Here is a 17,749-nt window from a genome sequence, read left to right as displayed (position 1 = left end):
GCCGCGGAGCGCCGTCTGAGCGGCATCACCGATGCCGACCGCCGGGCGGGCACACCGACCCGACGCGAAAATGAGCGAACGAGTGTTTGCTGGGCTTTCTAAGAGTCCGCATCCCGGTCGGACCGGCCGACGATGTGGGGCCGCTAGGCCCACTGCCCGAATTGGGGCTTGAGGATCTCGTTGATGTCCACGCCCACCCCGCCGACGCTGCGTTTGTCGATCTCAACCTGGTGCAAGTGGGCGGCGGGATGGGCATACCCCTTGGGCGAGCCCCAGTTGTGCTGCCAGAAGTAAGAGCCCAAACCGTCGTGCAGTGCCCAGTCGATGGTCTTCGAATTGGCGTACACGCCTGTGCGCTGATGGCCGATGACCGACTCCCACGACCGCAGGTACGGCGCGATCTGGCTCTTGTACTGCTCATAGGAGGGGTCGTCGTCGATCGAGGCATAGATGGGCGCCGTGGCGGGGCCGCCGGCCGCGGCGTGGAGCTGCATTCCGCGTTGCGCGTGCTGCAGGCCGGCGTTGGCGCCGCCCAGCCAGTCCGCGGTGTTGCCCTTGCCGTACTGGTAGCAGGAGACGATCTTGAGTCCGTTGCTGTGGAGGTCGCGCGCTTCGGCGACCTGGATCGGCTTGCCGAGCATCCACTTCCCGCCGGGCCGTCGGTCCGAGACGTACCGGATCGATCCCACGGCGCCCGCGGCGCGGATCTCGCTGGCCGGAATGACCCCGGCCGCGTAGTCCAGCAGGGTGCCCAGCGACGCCGAGGCCGGCGCGGCATCCAATGACGCACCCGCGGCGCCCAGACCCAGCAGGGCAGGCGCCGCGGCCGCGTATTTGAACAGGTCGCGCCGCGAAACCGATGACACAAGCCACAGGGTACGACACAAACCCCATGTGACACATTGGTCACACTGATCACATGTGCGTCACGGTGCCGTATCGGCGCTGCAGCGCGCCCGCCGCGCCCAACGTCGCGTAGGGGCCGGTCACCGCCATGAGGCTCAGCAGCGAGCGGACCCTGGGGTCGCCGCGCTTGAGATGTCTCAGCTCCAGCAGGGCGTTGATGTTGTCCAGCGTGTCGACCATCAGGCCGATGTATTGCCAGCGCCGCCGGTTGGGTTCGTCGCTGCCGAGATAACCGATGCCCAGGGCCAGGGCCCGGGCCCCGAAAATGCGGATCAGATACTTGAGCTCCGTGGACAGCATGTGATCGGGCACCCCGTTCATGCGAGTCTGGGACGCCGGGTAGGCAAACGCCGTGGCGCCCAACAGGATCCGACCGACGGCGGCGGCGGCGAACGCGCGGCGCAGGCCCGCGGGCTGCGGCGGTGAGGCTGGTTTCGTTGTTGTGGTCATGCATGCAGTCTTCGCCGCGCAGGTAAGTAGGTCGATTACCTTCGAGGTAGTGGTTTAGCTCCACGCAACGGCGTTAGGTTCTTCACGATGCCTGGGAGTACAGCGGGTCTGGCGGTGCGCGAGTGGCGCACCCGTCGGCGATTGAGCCAGATGGAACTCGCGCATCAGCTAGGTGTGTCGCCCCGCCACCTCAGTTTTGTCGAGACCGGCCGGGCCAATCCCAGCCGCGCGTTGTTGCTGCGCATCGGCGAGTCCCTGGACCTGCCGCTGGCCGCGCGCAACCGACTGCTGCTCGACGGCGGCTACGCACCGATGTTCGGCGAGCACACCCTGGACGCCGAACGCATGAGGCCGGTGAAGGCGGCCGTCGACTCGGTACTGGCCGGCCACGCCCCGTACCCGGCCATCGTCACCGATGCCTGCTGGAACCTGATAGCGGGCAATGTGGGGTGCGTCGTGCTCGCCGAAGGGGTCGACGCCGAACTGCTGCGCCCACCGATCAACGTCATGAGGTTGTGCCTGCACCCGCGGGGATTGGCGCAGCGGTTGCTCAACCGCGCCGAGGTGCACGCCGCCATCCTGGGCCGGGTTCGCCGGCACGCGCAGGCCACCGCGGCCCCGGACATCCGCCGTCTTTACGAGGAGCTCTCGAGTTATCCGGTGCCCAAGGGCGGCGACCGCGGCGAGCGGACCGGCGAGCTCTACGTGCCGTTTCAGATGCTCACGCTGGACGGCACCGAGCTCCGATTCGTCAGCATCATCGCCACCTTCGGCAGTCCGCTCGACATCTCCGTGGAAAGCCTGATCATCGAGTCGTTCTTTCCCGCGGACCCGGCGACCGGCGACTACCTGCGCGGTCTCGACGGTGATCGGAGGCTGCGCGCGATCGCTCAGCAGCACCCGCAGTTGCTTCCCTACATCGGCTAGCGTCAGCGCGTGGACCTTAATTTATTATCACTATAAAGTTAGTAGAGTTACCGCGAGCGCTTGACTGCCACCGGAGTTCAGATGGAACGCGACCAGCTCATCGACCTGACCCGCCGCGCCTTGAAGTTGGCGCGCGACAAGACAACAGACCTCGCGCCGAGCGAGCACCGGGTCGAGGCGCGGGACTACACCAGTCCCGAACGCCACGACCTCGACCGGGCCATGCTGCTGGCCAGCCCGCAGTTGGTCGGCTACGTGTCCGAACTTCCCGCCCCGGGGGCGTATTGCACCAAGACGGTGATGGGTCGCTCCATCCTGTTGACCCGGACTGCCGATGGATCGGTGAAGGCGTTCGACAACGTGTGCCTGCATCGGCAGTCGCAGGTGGTCACGGGATGCGGCACCGCCAAACGGTTCACCTGTCCCTACCACGCGTGGACGTACGACAACACCGGGCGGTTGGTGGGCCTGCCGGGGCGTGAGGGTTTCCCGGACATGACGCTGCGCTCCGACGGCCTGGCCGAACTCCCGGCCACCGAGTTCGCCGGATTCCTCTGGGTCTCACTGGATCCCGGTACGGCGCTGGACGTGGCCGCGCACCTGGGACCGCTGGCCGACGAACTCGATTCCTGGGGCATCGGGCGCTGGTCGCCGTTGGGCGAGAAGGTGCTCGACACCCCGATCAACTGGAAGCTGGCGATCGACACCTTCGCCGAGAACTACCACTTCGCCACCGTCCACCAGCAGACGTTCGCCACCATCGCGCGCAGCAACTGCACGGTGTTCGACTCCTTCGGCCCGCACCACCGGCTGATCTTTCCGCTCAACACCATTCTGGAGCTCGACGAGCTGCCCGAGGAACAGTGGAATCCGTTCCACAACATGGTCGTGATCTACGCGCTGTTCCCCAACATCGTGCTGTCGGTGACGATCGCCAACGGCGAACTGTTCCGCGTCTACCCCGGTGATCAGCCGGGCCGCTCGGTCACCGTGCACCAGAACGCCACACCGCAGGACCTGTCCGACGAATCGGTGGCCGCCGGCGCTCAGGCCGTCTTCGAATACGCGCACGCCACCGTGCGCGACGAGGACTACCGGTTGGTGCAGGGGCTCCAGGCCAACCTCGAGTCGGGCGCCCGCGACCACCTGGTGTTCGGCCGCAACGAGCCGGGGCTGCAGCACCGACACATCACGTGGGCGCAGGCGCTGGCGAGTTCAGCTCGCTGACTCATCGGCCGACAGCACCGCGACCAGATCGTCCAGAAGCGTTGCCAGCGCACCGGTTTGAGAGGGGCGCACCGCGGTCAGCAGTTCGACCGCCTCGCCCCGCCGCCCGGCGGCCACCAACGGCACCAGACGATCCGCTGTTGTCTGCAGGTCGGGGTCGGAAGGTTCGATGTTCGCGACGGTGGTGGTGAGCACCTCGACCAGCTCCCAATCCCGATACAAGGCGAGCGATCGTTCGTTGAAGGCGAACGCGGTCACCGGCTGCCCGCCCAGCATCCCGCGGTAACGGTAGGGCCCCTCCATGTATTCGATCGGCAGGCCATGCGCGGGCGCCGGCACCACCGGCTCACCGACGATGTCGAGTCCCAGTGTGGGACAGGTGATCCGGTGACGGTCGGGCATGTACCGGGCCGGGGCAAGCGGGCGCACCAGGGGCCGCACCGTCTCCGGCCACCGAACGTAGCTGCTGATCGTGACCTCGATGTCTTCGGCGCATTGCGGCGACGTGGCGGGATCGGGGTAGCTCGTGGTGACACCGGTGAAGGGCTGCAGGACATTGCCGTTCGTCCGGTCGAACTGCCGCCACATGCTCAAGTCGACGCCGTTGTCGAAGTTGATGGTGCGCCATTCGTGCGACCGGGCCCGCGGATCCCCCGCCGTTCCCCCGCCGCCGGCGTATTTTGGAAACCATTGCCGATCGACATGGCCACTGTTGCCGGAGACCTGGTGGATCTCCTCGCCCCAGCATAGGGTGCCGGTCATCGCCATACCGGTCTGGAAGTAGGAGTAGGTGTCGTCTTGGCCGAAGCAGACGATCTTGCCATTGTAGGTCGAGGCGCCCACCGGAGTCGGTGCGCGCGTGGGGGTTACGGCCAGGTCCAGCCGCATCCGCCGGCCGGAATGGTCCTCCCCCACCAGGCTGACGCGGTAGGTGTAGGGCAGTAGACCCCCGTCGCCGTTGCGGCACGTGGTCCAGGACGCGGTGCCCGCACCGCCGGCGTAGCTGATGTCGAGATAACCCGTGGCCAGCTCCAGCTTGCGGGACGCCCCCGGTTCGAGGTTGGCCGGCGGCATGTCGTAATCCGTGTACGTGCCGTAATCGCCGGTGTCGAGGTCGAAGAGCGCCATCGTGTAGAAATCGGCGACGATCGTCCCGCCGGGCCGGTTCTTGTTGAAAATCGTCAGGAAGGCAAAGGACCGGTCTGTCTCGGCGGCGTCCAGCTGGCCAGCGATGAACCAGGTGTCCGACTCCTGGTCGGGGTGTTCGCCTTCGGCGGCGGGAAACTCGAGCTGGCCGTCGCCGGGCACCAACTGGAATGGGTAACTGCGCCAGTCGCTCTTCATATCGCGCCCGCCTCGACATCGTCGCTGATGATCCGCTCGCGGCTTCCCGCCTCGCTCTTTCTTCGCTATGTTAGCGTCAATAGCGAATTACGGTCACGGTCGTACTGCACCCACCGCTGCCTCGAGGAGGCGCCCCGATGACGAAGAATTCCGACCATCGTTGTTACGACGAAGTGTTCATCGGAGGGCAGTGGCGCAAGCCCGCCAATCCCCAACAGCTCGAAGTGATCTCGCCGCACTCCGAGGAGCCGGTCGGTCACGTCCAGGCGGCCGGCCCCGAGGACGTCGACGCCGCCGTTGTCGCCGCTCGGCACGCCTTCGACCACGGACCGTGGCCGCGGATGAGCCACGCCGATCGGATGGCCAAAGTCGAACAGCTCGCCGCGATCTACGCCCGCCACAGCGACGACATGGCCGACCTGATCACCGACGAGATGGGATCACCGCGCAGTTTCAGCCGGATGGGCCAGGGGGCGGCCGCCGCGTCGCTGATCCACCTCGCGCTGGCCGCCGCCCGCGACTTTCCGTGGACCGAACGCCGCCAGGGCGTGCTCGGCGAAGTGCACCTGCGCCGGGCCCCGGTTGGGGTGGTGGGCGCGATCGTGCCCTGGAACGTGCCCCAGTTTTTGATCATGCCCAAGCTGATCCCCGCGCTCATCGCGGGGTGCACGGTGATCGTCAAGCCCGCACCCGAAACGCCTTTGGACGCTTTGTGGTTGGCCGAGATGATCGAGCAGCTTGACCTGCCCGAGGGCGTGGTCTCGGTGCTGCCCGGCGGCACCGACGTCGGCGAGGCGCTGGTGCGCCACCCCGGCGTGGACAAGATCGCGTTCACCGGGTCCAGCGCCGTCGGGCGCCGGATCGCCGCGCTGTGCGGGGAACAACTGAAACGCGTGAGCCTGGAGCTGGGCGGCAAATCGGCGGCGATCATCCTCGACGACGCCGACATCGACAAGACCGTGGCCGGGTTGAAGAGCGCGGGCCTGATGAACAATGGCCAGGCCTGCGTCGCCCAGACCCGCATCCTGGTCAGCGACCGCAAGCACGACGAGGTCGTCGACGCCCTGGCCGGCATGATGTCAGCGCTGCACGTCGGTGACCCGGCCGATGAGGCAACGGACATCGGACCGCTTGTCGCCCAACGCCAACAGCGCCGCGTCCAGGACTACATCCAGTCCGGCCGCCGCGAAGGGGCCCGCGTCGTCCTGGGTGGCGAACAGAGCCCGTCCGAGCGCGGCTGGTACGTGCAGCCGACGCTGTTCGCCGACGCCACCAATGACATGCGCATCGCCCGGGAGGAGATTTTCGGGCCGGTGCTCACGGTGCTGCGCTACCGGGACGAGGACGACGCGATCCGCATCGCCAACGAAACCGACTACGGTCTGGCCGGTTCGGTGTGGACGTCCGACATCGGGCACGGCCTCGACGTCGCGGCCGCCGTCCGCACGGGGACCTACGGCATCAACATGTACACCCTCGACATCGGGGCACCGTTCGGCGGTTTCAAGCAATCCGGCATCGGGCGCGAGTTCGGCCCCGAGGGTCTGCACGAGTATGTCGAACTGCAGACGCTGATATGCAAAGGGCAGTTGCCACCCCTATGAGGTGCGCGGCCTCCACCGGGGGTCGCGGCCCAGGCCGGCGAGAAGCCTTGTCTGCGCGTCACTTTCGGCGGGTACGGCAAGCGGGGCCTTGAACATCGCCCCCGAGCTCAGCGTCTGGGAATCCGTCGGTAACCCGACGCAAAACCGTTCACACCACTCGGGGTCCAAGCTGTCGTCGGCCCCCGCCGCACGCGCGAGGTCCCAGGTATGCACCAGGACATCGCGGGTCAGATTCGGGATGAGCGGGTAGGCATCGAGCCGTGTCGCTACGCCCGAGGTAAAGGCCTCGGTCAGCGAGCGGTACGTCAGTCGCCAGCGCTCGAGGGGATCCTCACGCGGGCGGTCGGGCTTGAGTCCCAAGGGACGCAACAGGAGTACGTCGTGAAAGCCGATGACGTGCTCGAGCACTCCTCGGGCATCCCAGGCATCGCACGGGGATGGACGGTCCCATCTGCCGGTCGCCGCGGCAACCGCCTCACCGAACCGGCGGCACACCGCCAGGTGCAGTTCGGCGTTGTCATCCATCGCCGTGATGCGGGTCCTCGGGCACCTGCAGCGTCAGCTCGACCGGGCAGCACAGCGCGCCATGCTGATTGGTCACCTGGATTTCGAGGTCGACCAGGCAGCGCGGCGGGTCCACCGAGGTGTCCCGCCGTTTGGCCACCGCCCGCCCGCGCCCGGTCATGGTGTCGCCGGCGTACACCGACCCGGTCAGCCGCATGGAGCGCCGCATCACGCGGCTGCGCGGCCCCGCCCACTCGGTCGCGACGCGGTCGGCGAAGCCGGCGAGGTGCATCGTGTTGACGTAGATCGTCGGATTCCCTTGAGCTTGAGCGTAATCCGGGTCGAAGTGGCCGGGGAAGTAGTCCCACGTCGCTCCGGCGTTCTCCACCACGCGCTGGTAGCTGATGTGGTCAACCACCTCGGGCAGCTCGACCGGGACGGTGATCCGGTCGAAGTCCAGGCCGTCGCCGGTCACGAGGGCGGCCCGGGGGTGAAGCGGAACAGGGTGTTGCGGGAGGTGGCGACCACGGCGCCGTCCTGGCGGCGATAGGTCTCCAGCGTCTCGACGAAATGGCCGACGCCCAGCCTGGTCCGCTTTTCCGGCGACACCGACACCAGCTCGTCGACGACGGTCAGGACGTCGCCTTCCACGATGGGTTGGGGAAACTCAACCTCGTTGGCCGCGTTGATGAATGTGGTGCCCGGTAGCGGCACCCGCAGGGCGATCAATGAACCGGACCTCCTCCCTCCGGGCTGCCAGGGCGGCGTGATCAACCAGCCCATCAGCAAAGCGGGTGGCGCGAGCAGGCCTCCCCATTGCCGACGAGCGAACTCGGAATCCCAATAGGAACGGTTCCCGTCGCGGACCATCGCGGCGAACAATTGGATGCGTGCGGCGCTGACCGCGGTGGCCGCGGTGCGGGGTTCGCTTTTCGTGCCGACCATCCGCAACGCATCCTCGTAGGTGCCGAAGGCCAGCCGCTGACTGAAATCCTGGTCCACGTATCGATGCCGCTCACATGACGAGCGGATGCCGGCTCGGGACCGAATCCCACTGCAACGTACGGGATGTGAAGTACCATCCGCCGCGCTCGTAGACCAGTGTGTCGTGGAAGACCCCGGTGGCCCGCAGCGCGGTGTCCTCGAACATCGCGGCGAAAAGCACGGCGACGCAATGTTGGTCGGCGTTGACCCCGTCGACGGCGATCTCGTGGTCGACCGTGATCAACCGTTGCCCGTCGCCGCCGTCGAAGGCCGCGCGCAGATCGGTGAACGCCTCGCCGTCACGGGTATAGCTGGCGCCGGAATGGCGGAAGGTGGCGATCCAGCGCTCGCGGTCGCCCTCCGAATAGGCGCGATTGTGCCGGGCGTTCAGGTTGAGGATGGCGGCGCGGCCGGTGGCGGCATGGAGCAGCTGCTGTTCCTGATAGGTCATGGTCATTGTGCTTCGCAGCCTCTCTCACAGTGACGGGCAACGTTACCGGGCAACGATATACCCCTCTTTTTCCCGATCCCATGCGCCCGGACTCACGCCCCGGTTGCGCAACAGGTCTTTGCGGATGCGGCCGATGATGTTCTTTGGCAGTTCGTCCACCGTCTCGACGTATCGCGGCACGCAGAAGTACGGCATCCGGGCCGCGCAGAAGTCGAGCAACTCGGCGCAGTCCAGTGTGGCCCCGGGACGCAGGGTCACGGCTACCAGGATGTCGTCTTCGCCCAGCTCGCTGGGGACTCCGACGGCCGCTGCTTCGGCGACGGCGGGGTGACGCATGACGACGGTCTCCACTTCGACCGATGAGACGTTTTCGCCCCGCCTGCGCAACGAGTCTTTGACGCGGTCCACATAGGTCAGGTTCTGATCGGCATCGAGCCGGCCCAGGTCACCGGTGCGAAACCACTCCGGGTGCGGGTCCACCCGCATCCCCTGGCCCACATAGCCTTCGCTCATTACGTGGGCCCGCTTCGGCCGGCACGCGATCTCTCCGACGGCGCCGGCCGGTAGCGGATCGCCGCGCTCGTCGATGATGCGCACGTCGAAATCGGGGTTGGGCCGGCCCGAGGTTCCGGGTACACCCTCGTCGGCCACGGCCTTGAGGGCGATCGGGAACGCCTCGGTCAATCCGTACATCGTGACGATGCGGCAGCCGTAACGCTTTTCGATGTCACGGTAGGAGGCCGCGTCGATGGGCGCGGCGGAGATGAACCGGAGCGGCAGCTGCGCGTCCCGCGTATCGGCGGGCAGGTTTTGCAGCATCGAGACCATCGCGCCGGCGCCGGCGAAACCGACGGCGCCGTGGGCGCGGATCTCATCCCACACCTGCGCCGGGTGAAAGGCTTTCGCCAACACGGTGGTTCCACCGACCAGCATCGGTGCCAGCACGCTGGGCGCCGCACTCAGATGGAAGAGCGGCATCGCCGTCCACAGCACCTCCCCCGCGCCGAACTCCCACGCCGAAGCGACGGTCGCCGCCACCGAGAACAGGTAATGCCACGTCGTGGCAACCGCTTTGGAGGGCCCGGTCGTGCCCGAGGTGTAGAACAGCACGCCCACGTCCGCCGCGCCGGCGGGGCTGTCGCCCACCGGGTGAACCGGCGTGCTACTCAACGCCTCGGTGAGCGAAACATCCAGCACCACAACGTCGGTCGCCGCATTCAGTCCGCCCGCGACCTCGTCGACGCGGGGCCGCCGCTCAGCATCGGTGAGGATCACCTTGGCGCATGACAGCCGAAGGGTGTGCAGCAAAAACTCACCCTTGTTCGCGGCATTGATGGCAGCGCTGACCGCGCCGATGCGCGCCGCGCCCAACCAGAAGTAGACCCATTCCGGGCAGGTGGCGGTGAACAACGCCACGCAGTCGCCGCGGCCGACGCCCAAGCCGGACAGTATGTTTGCCGCCGCGCGGGACCGCCGCCGCATCTGCTCGAAGGTCACGTCGACACCGGCGATCGACATCATCACCCGGTCGGGATGCTGCTCGGCCCGCCGATCCAGCACAGCCGGCACGGTGAAACCGTCGACACCGAAATCGGCGGGACCGGGCATCAGGGTTTCATCAGGCTTTCGCGGCCGCCGGGTCCGGCGCGCCGTCGGCGGTGTAGCCGAAATCGGACGGCGACGGTTGCGTTCCCGGGTAGAAGCGGTGCGCCCAGCGGCGAAGGGCCGCGTAATCGTGCGCCTCCTCGGGAGCCAGATTCGGCTTCTCGAGATACTTCATGTTCTCCCAGGTGAAGAAGTCCTGCTTGATGACTTCTTGCTGCAGCGCGAGGAACCGGGCGGCGCGTCCGGTCGGCACGTCACCGGTGTCGCCCGGCTCACGAACGGAGGCCTGCGTGTAGAAGTAGTCTGTGTAGTCCTCGTCGACCGGCGTCTGTCCGGTGACCTGAACGGTGGCCACCAGCTCGCTGGGGAATCGCACCACGCCCAGCCCCAGCGAGTAGTTGTCGTAGATGATCTTGGCGTCGACCGGCCCGTTCGGGGTCAGCCAGGTCTGCGCCCGGCCCCCGCCGAAATGGGCGTTGACCGTGGCGTGTAGGTGGTAGCCGGACACCTCGAACGACGCGGTGGTGGCGGGATTGGCGGCCTTGTGCACGTACTGAACGTGGTACGGGTCGGCGGCGTTCTCGATGATCATCTGCGGGTGCACCTTGACCCGGTTGAGCATCTGGGTGTGCGGGTGCAGGGGGTAGTACTCGTTGGTCTCCAGCTCGGGCAACACCGGCGGCTGCCAGTACGGCGCCCGACCGTGCCGCTCGTGCCAGGCCAGCACGAAGCCGTACCACTCCATGCTCGGATAGGTCCGGATGCGGACGTTGTTCTTGCAGCCGATCTTGCTGTAGGGAATCAGCGCGTTGCTGCCGTCACCGCGCCATTGCCAACCGTGCCAAGGACAGACGATGTTCTCGCCCTCCACGGTGCCGCCGACGGCGAGGTTGGCGCCGAGGTGCTGGCAGTAGGCGTCCATCACATGAACCTGGCCCGACTCGGTGCGAAAGAGCACCAGCTCCTCACCGAAGTAGTGCGCGCGCTTGACCTGACCGGGAGCCAGGTCGGAGCCGAAGGCGACGATGAACCAGCCCGTCGGGAAACGGTAGGTCGACAGGGCGATGCCGGCCTGCCCGAACTCTCGTTCTGAGGGGTCCTCGGCCGACTCCGGGGCCGGGTCCGAAACTGTACGCGTCACGAGCACTCCAGTTCGACGACTAGCTCTATTTTTACTATCTTAGGCATAGAACGTCAACGCGGCGCTCACCGGTTCCCGGTGCGTCGCCGCAGAATGGGGCCCGGCGATGACGGCTGCAGCGGTCGACCTGTCCGATCTGTCTTTGTGGTGCAACGGCTTTCCCGACGACCTGTTCGCCGAGCTGCGACGCAGCAGCCCACTGTTCCGGCACGAGCTGACGCCGGGAGTGGCCCAGACCGTGCACCGCGATTTCTGGATGGCGACCAAACACCGGCACGCGGTCCGCCTGCACCGCGACACCGAGTCGTTCACCGCGGCCGACGGCCCGCTCATCCAGCCGGTCGCCATGTTCTCGTCGTTCCCGACGATCATCACGTTGGACCCGCCGGAGCTGAACAGACGCCGCAAACTCATCTCCAACGCGTTCAATCCGCGCGCCATAGCCAAACTCGAGGAGGGGATCCGCGCGCGTGCCGCACGGATGATCGACGACTTGCTGGCCGCGGGCGGCGGGGACTGGATCGAGGACGTCGCCGACGCGTTGCCGATGTCGGTGATCGGCGACATCATCGGCATCCCGGACGAGGATCGGCCGCGAATCTTCGGCATCTTCGACCAGATCCTCAAAGCGCTTGCGCCCGAAGCACACCCGAGCGGGCGGGTAGAACTCGATCTCTTCGCTTCGGTGTTCAGGTACGCGATGGAGCTCACGGCCGAAAAGCGGCGCAATCCCACCGACGACATCTGGAGCACGCTCGCGACTGCGGTGATCACCGGCGAGGACGGCGAGCGATTCAGCTTGCCCGAGAACGAGCTCGAGTTCTTCTTCTTCGTGCTGGCGTTCGCCGGCAGCGACACCACCAAGAACGCGTTGGCCATCGGGCTGCAGGCGTTCGTGCGCAATCCACAGCAAATCGAGCGGTATCGCGCGCAGGAAGCGTTGCGGCCCGGCGCGGTCGAGGAGGTGCTGCGCTGGGCGTCGCCGGTGGCGTACTGGACGCGCACCGCGAAGGTCGACGTCGAGATGGACGGCCAGCGCATCGCCAAGGGCGAGCGGGTGGTGTCGATGCTGCGCTCGGCCAACCGCGACGAGGAAGTCTTCGATTCACCGTTCGTCTTCGACATCGGCCGCCAGCCCAACCCGCACGTGGCGTTCGGGGGCGGCGGACCGCACCACTGCCTGGGCGCCATGCTGGCCCGTGCGGAACTGCGCGCGGTCTTCGACGAACTGCTGCTGCGCTGCGATGACATCGAAATCGGCCCGGCCAAGGCCGCCCATCCCAACCTGACCACCAACATGTCGATCTACGACGAGATGGCGATATCGCTACGCGAGCGCCGCTGAGTCTGATTGCCCGACTTCTCACTCGCGCCGTTCCGGCGCTCGCCGTCGTCGGGCGAGTCAGTCCTCGACAAGCCGCAGCGCGGCCTTCGGGCACTGATCCACCGCGGCGCGCACGTCGATTTCCAGCCGCGCCGGCACGGGGCCGTCCGCGATCTGCACCACGTCGGCGTCCCCCAGCTCGAACACGTCCGGCGCAAGCGATTCGCAAAAGCCGTTGGCCTCGCACAAGTTTTCGTCGACCGTCACGCGCATCAGATGCCCTCCACTTCTCTTAGAGACCCTTGGGGCGGGTCCCGATCACCCCGCTGGCCGCGAGGCGTGTCAGTTCTTCGTCGGTCAGCCCGCACCGATCGCGCAGGATCTCTTCATTGTGCTCGCCCAGCTTCGGCGGCGGCCGCAGCAGCCAGTGGTCCTGGCCGTCGAGCAGGGCGAACGGCGGGCACGGGTAGAGACCGAGGCCGGTGCTGCCATGGTGCAGCGCCTCGAAAAACCCGCGCTCGCGCAACTGCGGATTGTCGGTGACCAGCGACGGCGATACCACCGGCGCGGCGGGAATTCCCGCGCCGGCCAGCCGTTCCACCGTCGGTTCAAGGGTCTGGCGGGCGAACCACTCCGCCAGCCGGGCGTCGATCTCGTCGGCTCGTTGCCGGCGACCGGCAACGGTGGACAGCACCTCGTCCCGGCACCATGCGGGACGGTCCATCACGTCGACCAGCGCGTGCCACTGCGCGTCGTCGCGAATGGTCACGGCGATCCAATCGTCCTTGTCGCCGGCGCAGCGGTAGATGTTCTGGATCGCCGTGCCGTGACCGCGATTGCCCCGACGGCTCAGCGTCACACCGAAGACCTCGGACTCGATCGCCTGGATCGCGGTGGCGTTGAGCACCGTTTCCAGCATCGGCAACTCGACCAGCTGGCCCTTCCCGGTGCGCTCGGCGAAGCTCAGCGCGGCGAGCACGGCGAACGCGGCGTGCACACCGGCCAGCGGGTCGCAGGCCCCGCGCGGGGTCACCGGCGGGGCCTCGGGCAGCCCGGTCACCCAGGCCAAGCCCGCGATCTGCTCCATGGTGGGCGCGAAGCCGACCCGATCCCGCCACGGGCCCTCGACGCCGAACGCGGGCATCCGGGCGAACACCAGTCTGGGGTTGACCCCAAGCAGCACCTCGGCGGTGAGGCCGAAGTGCTCCATCACCCGCGGCGAGAAATTCTCGATCACGACGTCGGCGCCGGAGACCAGTTCGGTGAACAGGCGACGACCCTCCTCGGATCCCAAATCCAGTGTCACCGAATGCTTGTTGGTGTTCATCGCGTGGAACACCCAGCCGTACTCCCACCAGTCGTCCACGTCGGTGCGCATTCCGCCCGAGTAGCGGATGCCGTCGGGCCGCTGGATGGATTCGATCTTGACGACGTCGGCGCCGAACGCGGCCAGCAGGTGGGTCGCGGCGGGCCCGGCCCAGAACGCGGTCAGGTCGATGATGCGAACACCGGCCAGCGGTAACCCGTCCAGCGCCGGTTCGGATTCGGATTCGTCACGGCGCCAAGGCGATTCGTCATCGTCCTCGCCAAGTGAGGGCGTGGCACCCACGCGTGCGGGCGCGCAGGCCGACATCAACCACGGCGGGCGGGGCTGGTGAAAACCGGCGGGGTTGTGGATGAAGGCGTCGCGCTGGCGCACGTATTCCAGATCCCGGATGGTGGAGCCGTTGCCCAGCGCGGCGATCGGCAGCCGGAACAGCTGTCCGAGCTCGACGATTTCGGCGACGGTCCGTTCGGCCAGCCAGGGATGGATCTGCTCGCGGATCAGGTCGCGGTATTGCCACCGGCCGATCTGAAACCGCAGCTGTTCGATCTCCTCCAATTGCGGGCATTCGACCATCGCGGCGAAGTCGAGCCACTGCTGCCCGGTGACCATGGTGATCCCGACGTAGCCGTCCTTGGCGGGCTCGATCGACGGCACTTCGGTGGTGCGGCGGATCGGCGGGACGCGCAGCAGTTGCGAATGCAGCCATTCGCTGCTCTGCATCGCGGTGAGCGCTTCCAGCATGGACAGGTCGAGGTGCTCGCCGGGCCCGCCGCGCTCGATGCGGCGGCGCACGGCCAGCGCGCCGAACGCCGCGAACACACCGCCCATGTACTCGCCCAGCTCGCCGCCGATGGAAATCGGGGGCCCGGCGGGATCGCCGCGGAAGCCGGGTGAGCCCGCCCACGCTTGCAAGGTGAACTCGCTGGCGGCGCGGTCCGCGTAGGGTCCGCTCCAGCCGAAATCGGAGATCGTCACGATGACGGCCCGCGGCGAGTGTTCCAGCAGTTGCCGCGGGTCGATCCCCATCGCCGCGGCCCGCGCCGGGCCCGCGGTGACGACGACGACGTCGGCGGCGCCCAGCGTGGCGCGAAAGCGCGCCGAATCCTCGGCGCCGGGCGCGAACGTCATGCTGCGCTTGCCCGCGTTGAGGTAGCTGAAAAAAGGAGCGGTGCCGTCTTCGGCGACCGGCGAACAGCTGGCGGTGTACCGGCGCAGCCAATCCCCTTGCGGCGGTTCGATTTTGTAGACCTGCGCGCCGGCGTCAAGCAGCAGCTTTCCGCAGTAGCTGCCCGCTATGCGGTCACTGATCTCGACGACACGCAAATCGTGTAGCGGTGTCGGCCGGCTGTCGGACCGCTCGCTCAATTGCACCCGCCCTTCCGATCGACGCGCGATCAGAGAAGCTATTTATATCATTACTGCTAAAATAGCTAAGCCAGCGAGTTGCTTTTGTTTCGAGGATCGGATGACCGCCTTGGGAATTGGCCCCGACGCCCGGCGCCGGTTGTCGGCGCCGCGGATCGCCGAAATCGTAGCCGATGAGTTGCGTCGTCAGATCATCGACGGCGACCTCGCCGATGGCGATCTGCTGCCGCGCCAAGAGGTGCTCGTCGAGCAGTTCAACGTGAGCCTGGTGTCGCTGCGCGAGGCGTTGCGGATCCTGGAGACCGAGGGGCTGGTGTCGGTGCGGCGGGGCAACCGCGGCGGTGCCGTCGTGCACGCCCCGGCGAAGACCAGCGCCGCCTACATGCTCGGCCTGTTGCTGCAGAGCGAGTCCGTTGAGGTGGCCGATCTCGGCATGGCGTTGCAGGAACTCGAGCCCGCCTGCGCGGCGCTGGCCGCCCGCCGTCCGGACCGGGCCGAGACGCTGGTGCCCGAACTCACGCGGATCAACGAGTCGATGGCCGAACACCTCGAAGACGGCCGCCGGTTCACCGAAATCGGCCGTGAATTCCATGATCTCGTCGTCCGCGGCTGCGGCAACCACACGATCATCGCGGTCGTGGGCAGCCTGGAGACGCTGTGGACCAGTCACGAACGGCAATGGGCCGACGAGAGTGCGTCGCGGGGCACCTACCCGTCGCTGGCTCAGCGCCGCGCCGTGCTCACCACCCACGTCAAACTGACCGAGACGATCGCGGAGGGCAACGTCGACCGGGCTCGTCGTATCGCCGGACGCCACCTCGCCGACACCCAAACCTACGTGCTGTCCGGTCAGCACGATCAACGCATCTATGCGCTCTCCCCGCAGGCCTTGTCGCGGTCGCGGGACATCCGGCACTCCTGAAGGGCGGCCTGCAACGGTCATGCGAACCGCATTGGTCACCGGCGGTAGCGGCGGGATCGGAAAAGGGTGCGCCCGCAAGCTCGTTGAGCGCGGCTACGACGTGGTGCTCTCGGCGCGGCGGGAAGATCCGTTGCGCGCCGCCGCCGAGGAGATCGGTGCGCGCCACGTGGTGGCCGACGCCTCCGATCCGATCGGATTCCCCGCCGCGATAAGCGCATTGGGGGAAATCGACCTCGTCGTCCACGCGGCGGGGGCGCTCGGCGGAACCTACGCGCGCAAGCAGACCTTCGAGCAGTGGCAGGCCATCATGTCGGCCAACCTGGATTCGTGCTTCGTGGTGACGTCCGCGGTGCTGCCCAGGATGAAGGCGGGCTCGCGGCTGGTGTTCATCTCGTCGTCGGCGGCACACGAGCCGATGCCGGCCCGCACCGCGTATTCCGCCTCAAAGGCCGGCATGAACGCGTTCGCGCGGGCCCTGGCGCTCGAAGTCGATCGCGACGGCATCAGCGTGCATATCGTCACGCCCGGCCCGGTGGCCACCGAGATGCTGCAGGACGTTCCGTTCGAGATGTACGCGATCGCGGTCTCCGACGTCGCCGAGGCGGTCGTCTGGCTGGATACCGTCGACCCATCGGTCGATTTGCCGGAGATCCGCCTGTCCGCGGTGGAGCGCGGCCCCTACGCGCGGCCGCCGGTCGTGCCCACCGAGGCCCGCCGCCGCGCGCAACGGGGTTGACGCCTACGGCGCCGGGAACGGCTTGATCACCGATTCGCCGAACTCGTGCAACGAGTCCGGTGCGGCGAAGTCGGCGAACCAGACGTAGAACCGCTCGACCCCCTGCCCGGCCAGTCCGCTGAAGTGCCCGACCAGCTCGCGGGCATCCCCGCAGACCAGTCCGGATCCCAGGTTGCCGAATCGCCGGGTGCTCACCTCGCGCACGGTGTCGGGATCGGCGCCGGACCGGACGAAGCCCACCATCTGCTGGATGGACAACCGGGCCGTCCCGGCGGCCGTGGCCAGCGTCGGCAGCTTGTCGAGCTGATGGGCAGGCAGATTCCACCAATCCGCGTATCTGCGAACGAGTTCCATCATCCGGGGTCCGCTGCCACCCAGGACCAGCGGTATCGGGTAGGACCGACGCGGGGCCTGCGGCGCCACCGCGGCCTCCCCCGTCCCGTCGCCCCAGTACTGCCTGAGCAGCCTCAGGTGGCGGTCGAGCTGATCGACCCGTGCTCTCGGATCCTGCTGGCCGACATCGAATCTGGCGAACTCCGCGGGCCACGACCCCGCCCCCAGACCGAGCTCGAATCGGCCGCCGCACGCCTCTGAGAGGGTGACGGCCTGTTTGGCCAGCACCGCGGGATGCCGGAAGGCGTCGCAGAGCACCAGATGACCGATCCGCAGCCGCTCGGTCTTGGCGGCCACCCAGGTGGCGATCCCCATTGCCTCCCAGATGCTTTCGTCGGGCAGGCCGGGCGCCTCGAGGTGATCGATGAAAGCGATGCCGTCGAAACCGCTGGCCTCGGCCCGGCGCGCACGCTCGGCGATGTCGCCCGCCGACAACCGGACCTGCGGCAGGAACAGATACCACTCGGCCATGCGCCACCTATGCGTTTGACCCCGTGTCATTGACGGCAGGGCTAGTTTATTATCTTTACTATGTTAGA

18 protein-coding genes are annotated in these 17,749 nt (G+C 67.4%); 6 read left to right on the top strand and 12 right to left on the bottom strand.

Annotated elements, in window-relative coordinates:
* Positions 1 to 143 precede the first annotated feature (143 nt).
* On the bottom strand, positions 144 to 866 hold the full coding sequence (locus OCQ_RS07325) for a DUF1906 domain-containing protein (protein ID WP_009957520.1): 723 nt from the start codon (positions 864 to 866) through the stop codon (positions 144 to 146).
* 49 nt (positions 867 to 915) lie between these two features.
* Positions 916 to 1,356 carry a hypothetical protein gene (locus tag OCQ_RS07320; RefSeq protein ID WP_014384134.1) on the bottom strand — a complete coding sequence of 147 codons (441 nt, stop codon included), beginning with the start codon at positions 1,354 to 1,356 and terminating at the stop codon, positions 916 to 918.
* A gap of 87 nt (positions 1,357 to 1,443) precedes the next feature.
* On the opposite strand from OCQ_RS07320, the gene OCQ_RS07315 reads away from it, so the two are divergent.
* Positions 1,444 to 2,283: a helix-turn-helix domain-containing protein gene (locus OCQ_RS07315; RefSeq protein WP_080587986.1), complete on the top strand. Its 840-nt coding sequence runs from the start codon at positions 1,444 to 1,446 to the stop codon at positions 2,281 to 2,283.
* 81 nt (positions 2,284 to 2,364) lie between these two features.
* Positions 2,365 to 3,510, top strand: a complete 1,146-nt coding sequence (locus OCQ_RS07310; protein ID WP_014384132.1) for an aromatic ring-hydroxylating oxygenase subunit alpha — start codon at positions 2,365 to 2,367, stop codon at positions 3,508 to 3,510.
* Here the strand turns inward: OCQ_RS07310 and OCQ_RS07305 are convergent.
* Complete coding sequence (locus OCQ_RS07305) at positions 3,499 to 4,854, bottom strand: hypothetical protein (RefSeq protein ID WP_009957525.1); 1,356 nt, start codon at positions 4,852 to 4,854, stop codon at positions 3,499 to 3,501. The two genes, OCQ_RS07310 and OCQ_RS07305, sit on opposite strands and share 12 nt — an antisense overlap.
* Positions 4,855 to 4,991: 137 nt before the next feature.
* Here OCQ_RS07305 and OCQ_RS07300 point away from each other — a divergent pair, with 137 nt between their 5' ends.
* Positions 4,992 to 6,458: an aldehyde dehydrogenase gene (locus tag OCQ_RS07300; protein ID WP_009957526.1), complete on the top strand. Its 1,467-nt coding sequence runs from the start codon at positions 4,992 to 4,994 to the stop codon at positions 6,456 to 6,458.
* Here the strand turns inward: OCQ_RS07300 and OCQ_RS07295 are convergent.
* Genes OCQ_RS07295 through OCQ_RS07270 form a run of 6 tightly spaced genes read right to left on the bottom strand, consistent with a single transcriptional unit; the run spans position 6,453 to position 11,143 of the window.
* Positions 6,453 to 6,983, bottom strand: coding sequence for a maleylpyruvate isomerase family mycothiol-dependent enzyme (locus OCQ_RS07295; RefSeq protein WP_014384131.1), 531 nt, complete (start codon positions 6,981 to 6,983; stop codon positions 6,453 to 6,455). The genes OCQ_RS07300 and OCQ_RS07295 overlap by 6 nt on opposite strands.
* A complete protein-coding gene (locus tag OCQ_RS07290; RefSeq protein ID WP_008255054.1) occupies positions 6,976 to 7,437 on the bottom strand; it encodes a MaoC/PaaZ C-terminal domain-containing protein in 462 nt (153 codons plus the stop codon). The genes OCQ_RS07295 and OCQ_RS07290 overlap by 8 nt, the downstream gene beginning before the upstream one ends.
* Positions 7,434 to 7,964 (bottom strand): FAS1-like dehydratase domain-containing protein, encoded by a 531-nt coding sequence (locus OCQ_RS07285; protein ID WP_008255052.1) that lies wholly within the window; start codon positions 7,962 to 7,964, stop codon positions 7,434 to 7,436. Before OCQ_RS07285 ends, OCQ_RS07290 begins: the two co-directional genes overlap by 4 nt.
* Before the next feature lie 13 nt (positions 7,965 to 7,977).
* Positions 7,978 to 8,403, bottom strand: coding sequence for a nuclear transport factor 2 family protein (locus OCQ_RS07280; protein WP_009957528.1), 426 nt, complete (start codon positions 8,401 to 8,403; stop codon positions 7,978 to 7,980).
* 36 nt (positions 8,404 to 8,439) lie between these two features.
* The gene (locus tag OCQ_RS07275; RefSeq protein ID WP_014384130.1) at positions 8,440 to 10,005 is read right to left on the bottom strand and encodes an AMP-binding protein; all 1,566 of its coding nucleotides are present in this window, start codon (positions 10,003 to 10,005) and stop codon (positions 8,440 to 8,442) included.
* 10 nt (positions 10,006 to 10,015) lie between these two features.
* Positions 10,016 to 11,143 carry an aromatic ring-hydroxylating oxygenase subunit alpha gene (locus OCQ_RS07270; RefSeq protein WP_014382134.1) on the bottom strand — a complete coding sequence of 376 codons (1,128 nt, stop codon included), beginning with the start codon at positions 11,141 to 11,143 and terminating at the stop codon, positions 10,016 to 10,018.
* A gap of 106 nt (positions 11,144 to 11,249) precedes the next feature.
* Here OCQ_RS07270 and OCQ_RS07265 point away from each other — a divergent pair, with 106 nt between their 5' ends.
* Positions 11,250 to 12,488 carry a cytochrome P450 gene (locus OCQ_RS07265; protein WP_008255044.1) on the top strand — a complete coding sequence of 413 codons (1,239 nt, stop codon included), beginning with the start codon at positions 11,250 to 11,252 and terminating at the stop codon, positions 12,486 to 12,488.
* A 57-nt stretch (positions 12,489 to 12,545) separates the two neighbouring features.
* Here OCQ_RS07265 and OCQ_RS07260 read toward each other — a convergent pair whose 3' ends face one another.
* Positions 12,546 to 12,740, bottom strand: a complete 195-nt coding sequence (locus OCQ_RS07260; protein WP_009957531.1) for a ferredoxin — start codon at positions 12,738 to 12,740, stop codon at positions 12,546 to 12,548.
* Between the two features lie 19 nt (positions 12,741 to 12,759).
* Entirely contained in the window at positions 12,760 to 15,165 is a 2,406-nt protein-coding gene (locus OCQ_RS07255; RefSeq protein ID WP_014384129.1) for a CaiB/BaiF CoA-transferase family protein, read from the bottom strand.
* 94 nt (positions 15,166 to 15,259) lie between these two features.
* On the opposite strand from OCQ_RS07255, the gene OCQ_RS07250 reads away from it, so the two are divergent.
* Both OCQ_RS07250 and OCQ_RS07245 read left to right on the top strand, forming a co-directional pair.
* The gene (locus OCQ_RS07250; RefSeq protein ID WP_008255038.1) at positions 15,260 to 16,081 is read left to right on the top strand and encodes a FadR/GntR family transcriptional regulator; all 822 of its coding nucleotides are present in this window, start codon (positions 15,260 to 15,262) and stop codon (positions 16,079 to 16,081) included.
* A gap of 19 nt (positions 16,082 to 16,100) precedes the next feature.
* Complete coding sequence (locus OCQ_RS07245) at positions 16,101 to 16,817, top strand: SDR family oxidoreductase (RefSeq protein WP_008255037.1); 717 nt, start codon at positions 16,101 to 16,103, stop codon at positions 16,815 to 16,817.
* A gap of 3 nt (positions 16,818 to 16,820) precedes the next feature.
* Here OCQ_RS07245 and OCQ_RS07240 read toward each other — a convergent pair whose 3' ends face one another.
* Positions 16,821 to 17,681 carry an LLM class flavin-dependent oxidoreductase gene (locus OCQ_RS07240; RefSeq protein WP_009957535.1) on the bottom strand — a complete coding sequence of 287 codons (861 nt, stop codon included), beginning with the start codon at positions 17,679 to 17,681 and terminating at the stop codon, positions 16,821 to 16,823.
* Positions 17,682 to 17,749 lie beyond the last annotated feature (68 nt).

The sequence above is a fragment of the Mycobacterium paraintracellulare genome, from assembly GCF_000276825.1.
In the GTDB taxonomy this organism is placed as follows: domain Bacteria; phylum Actinomycetota; class Actinomycetes; order Mycobacteriales; family Mycobacteriaceae; genus Mycobacterium; species Mycobacterium intracellulare.
This window is presented reverse-complemented; position numbering and strand designations above follow the sequence as displayed.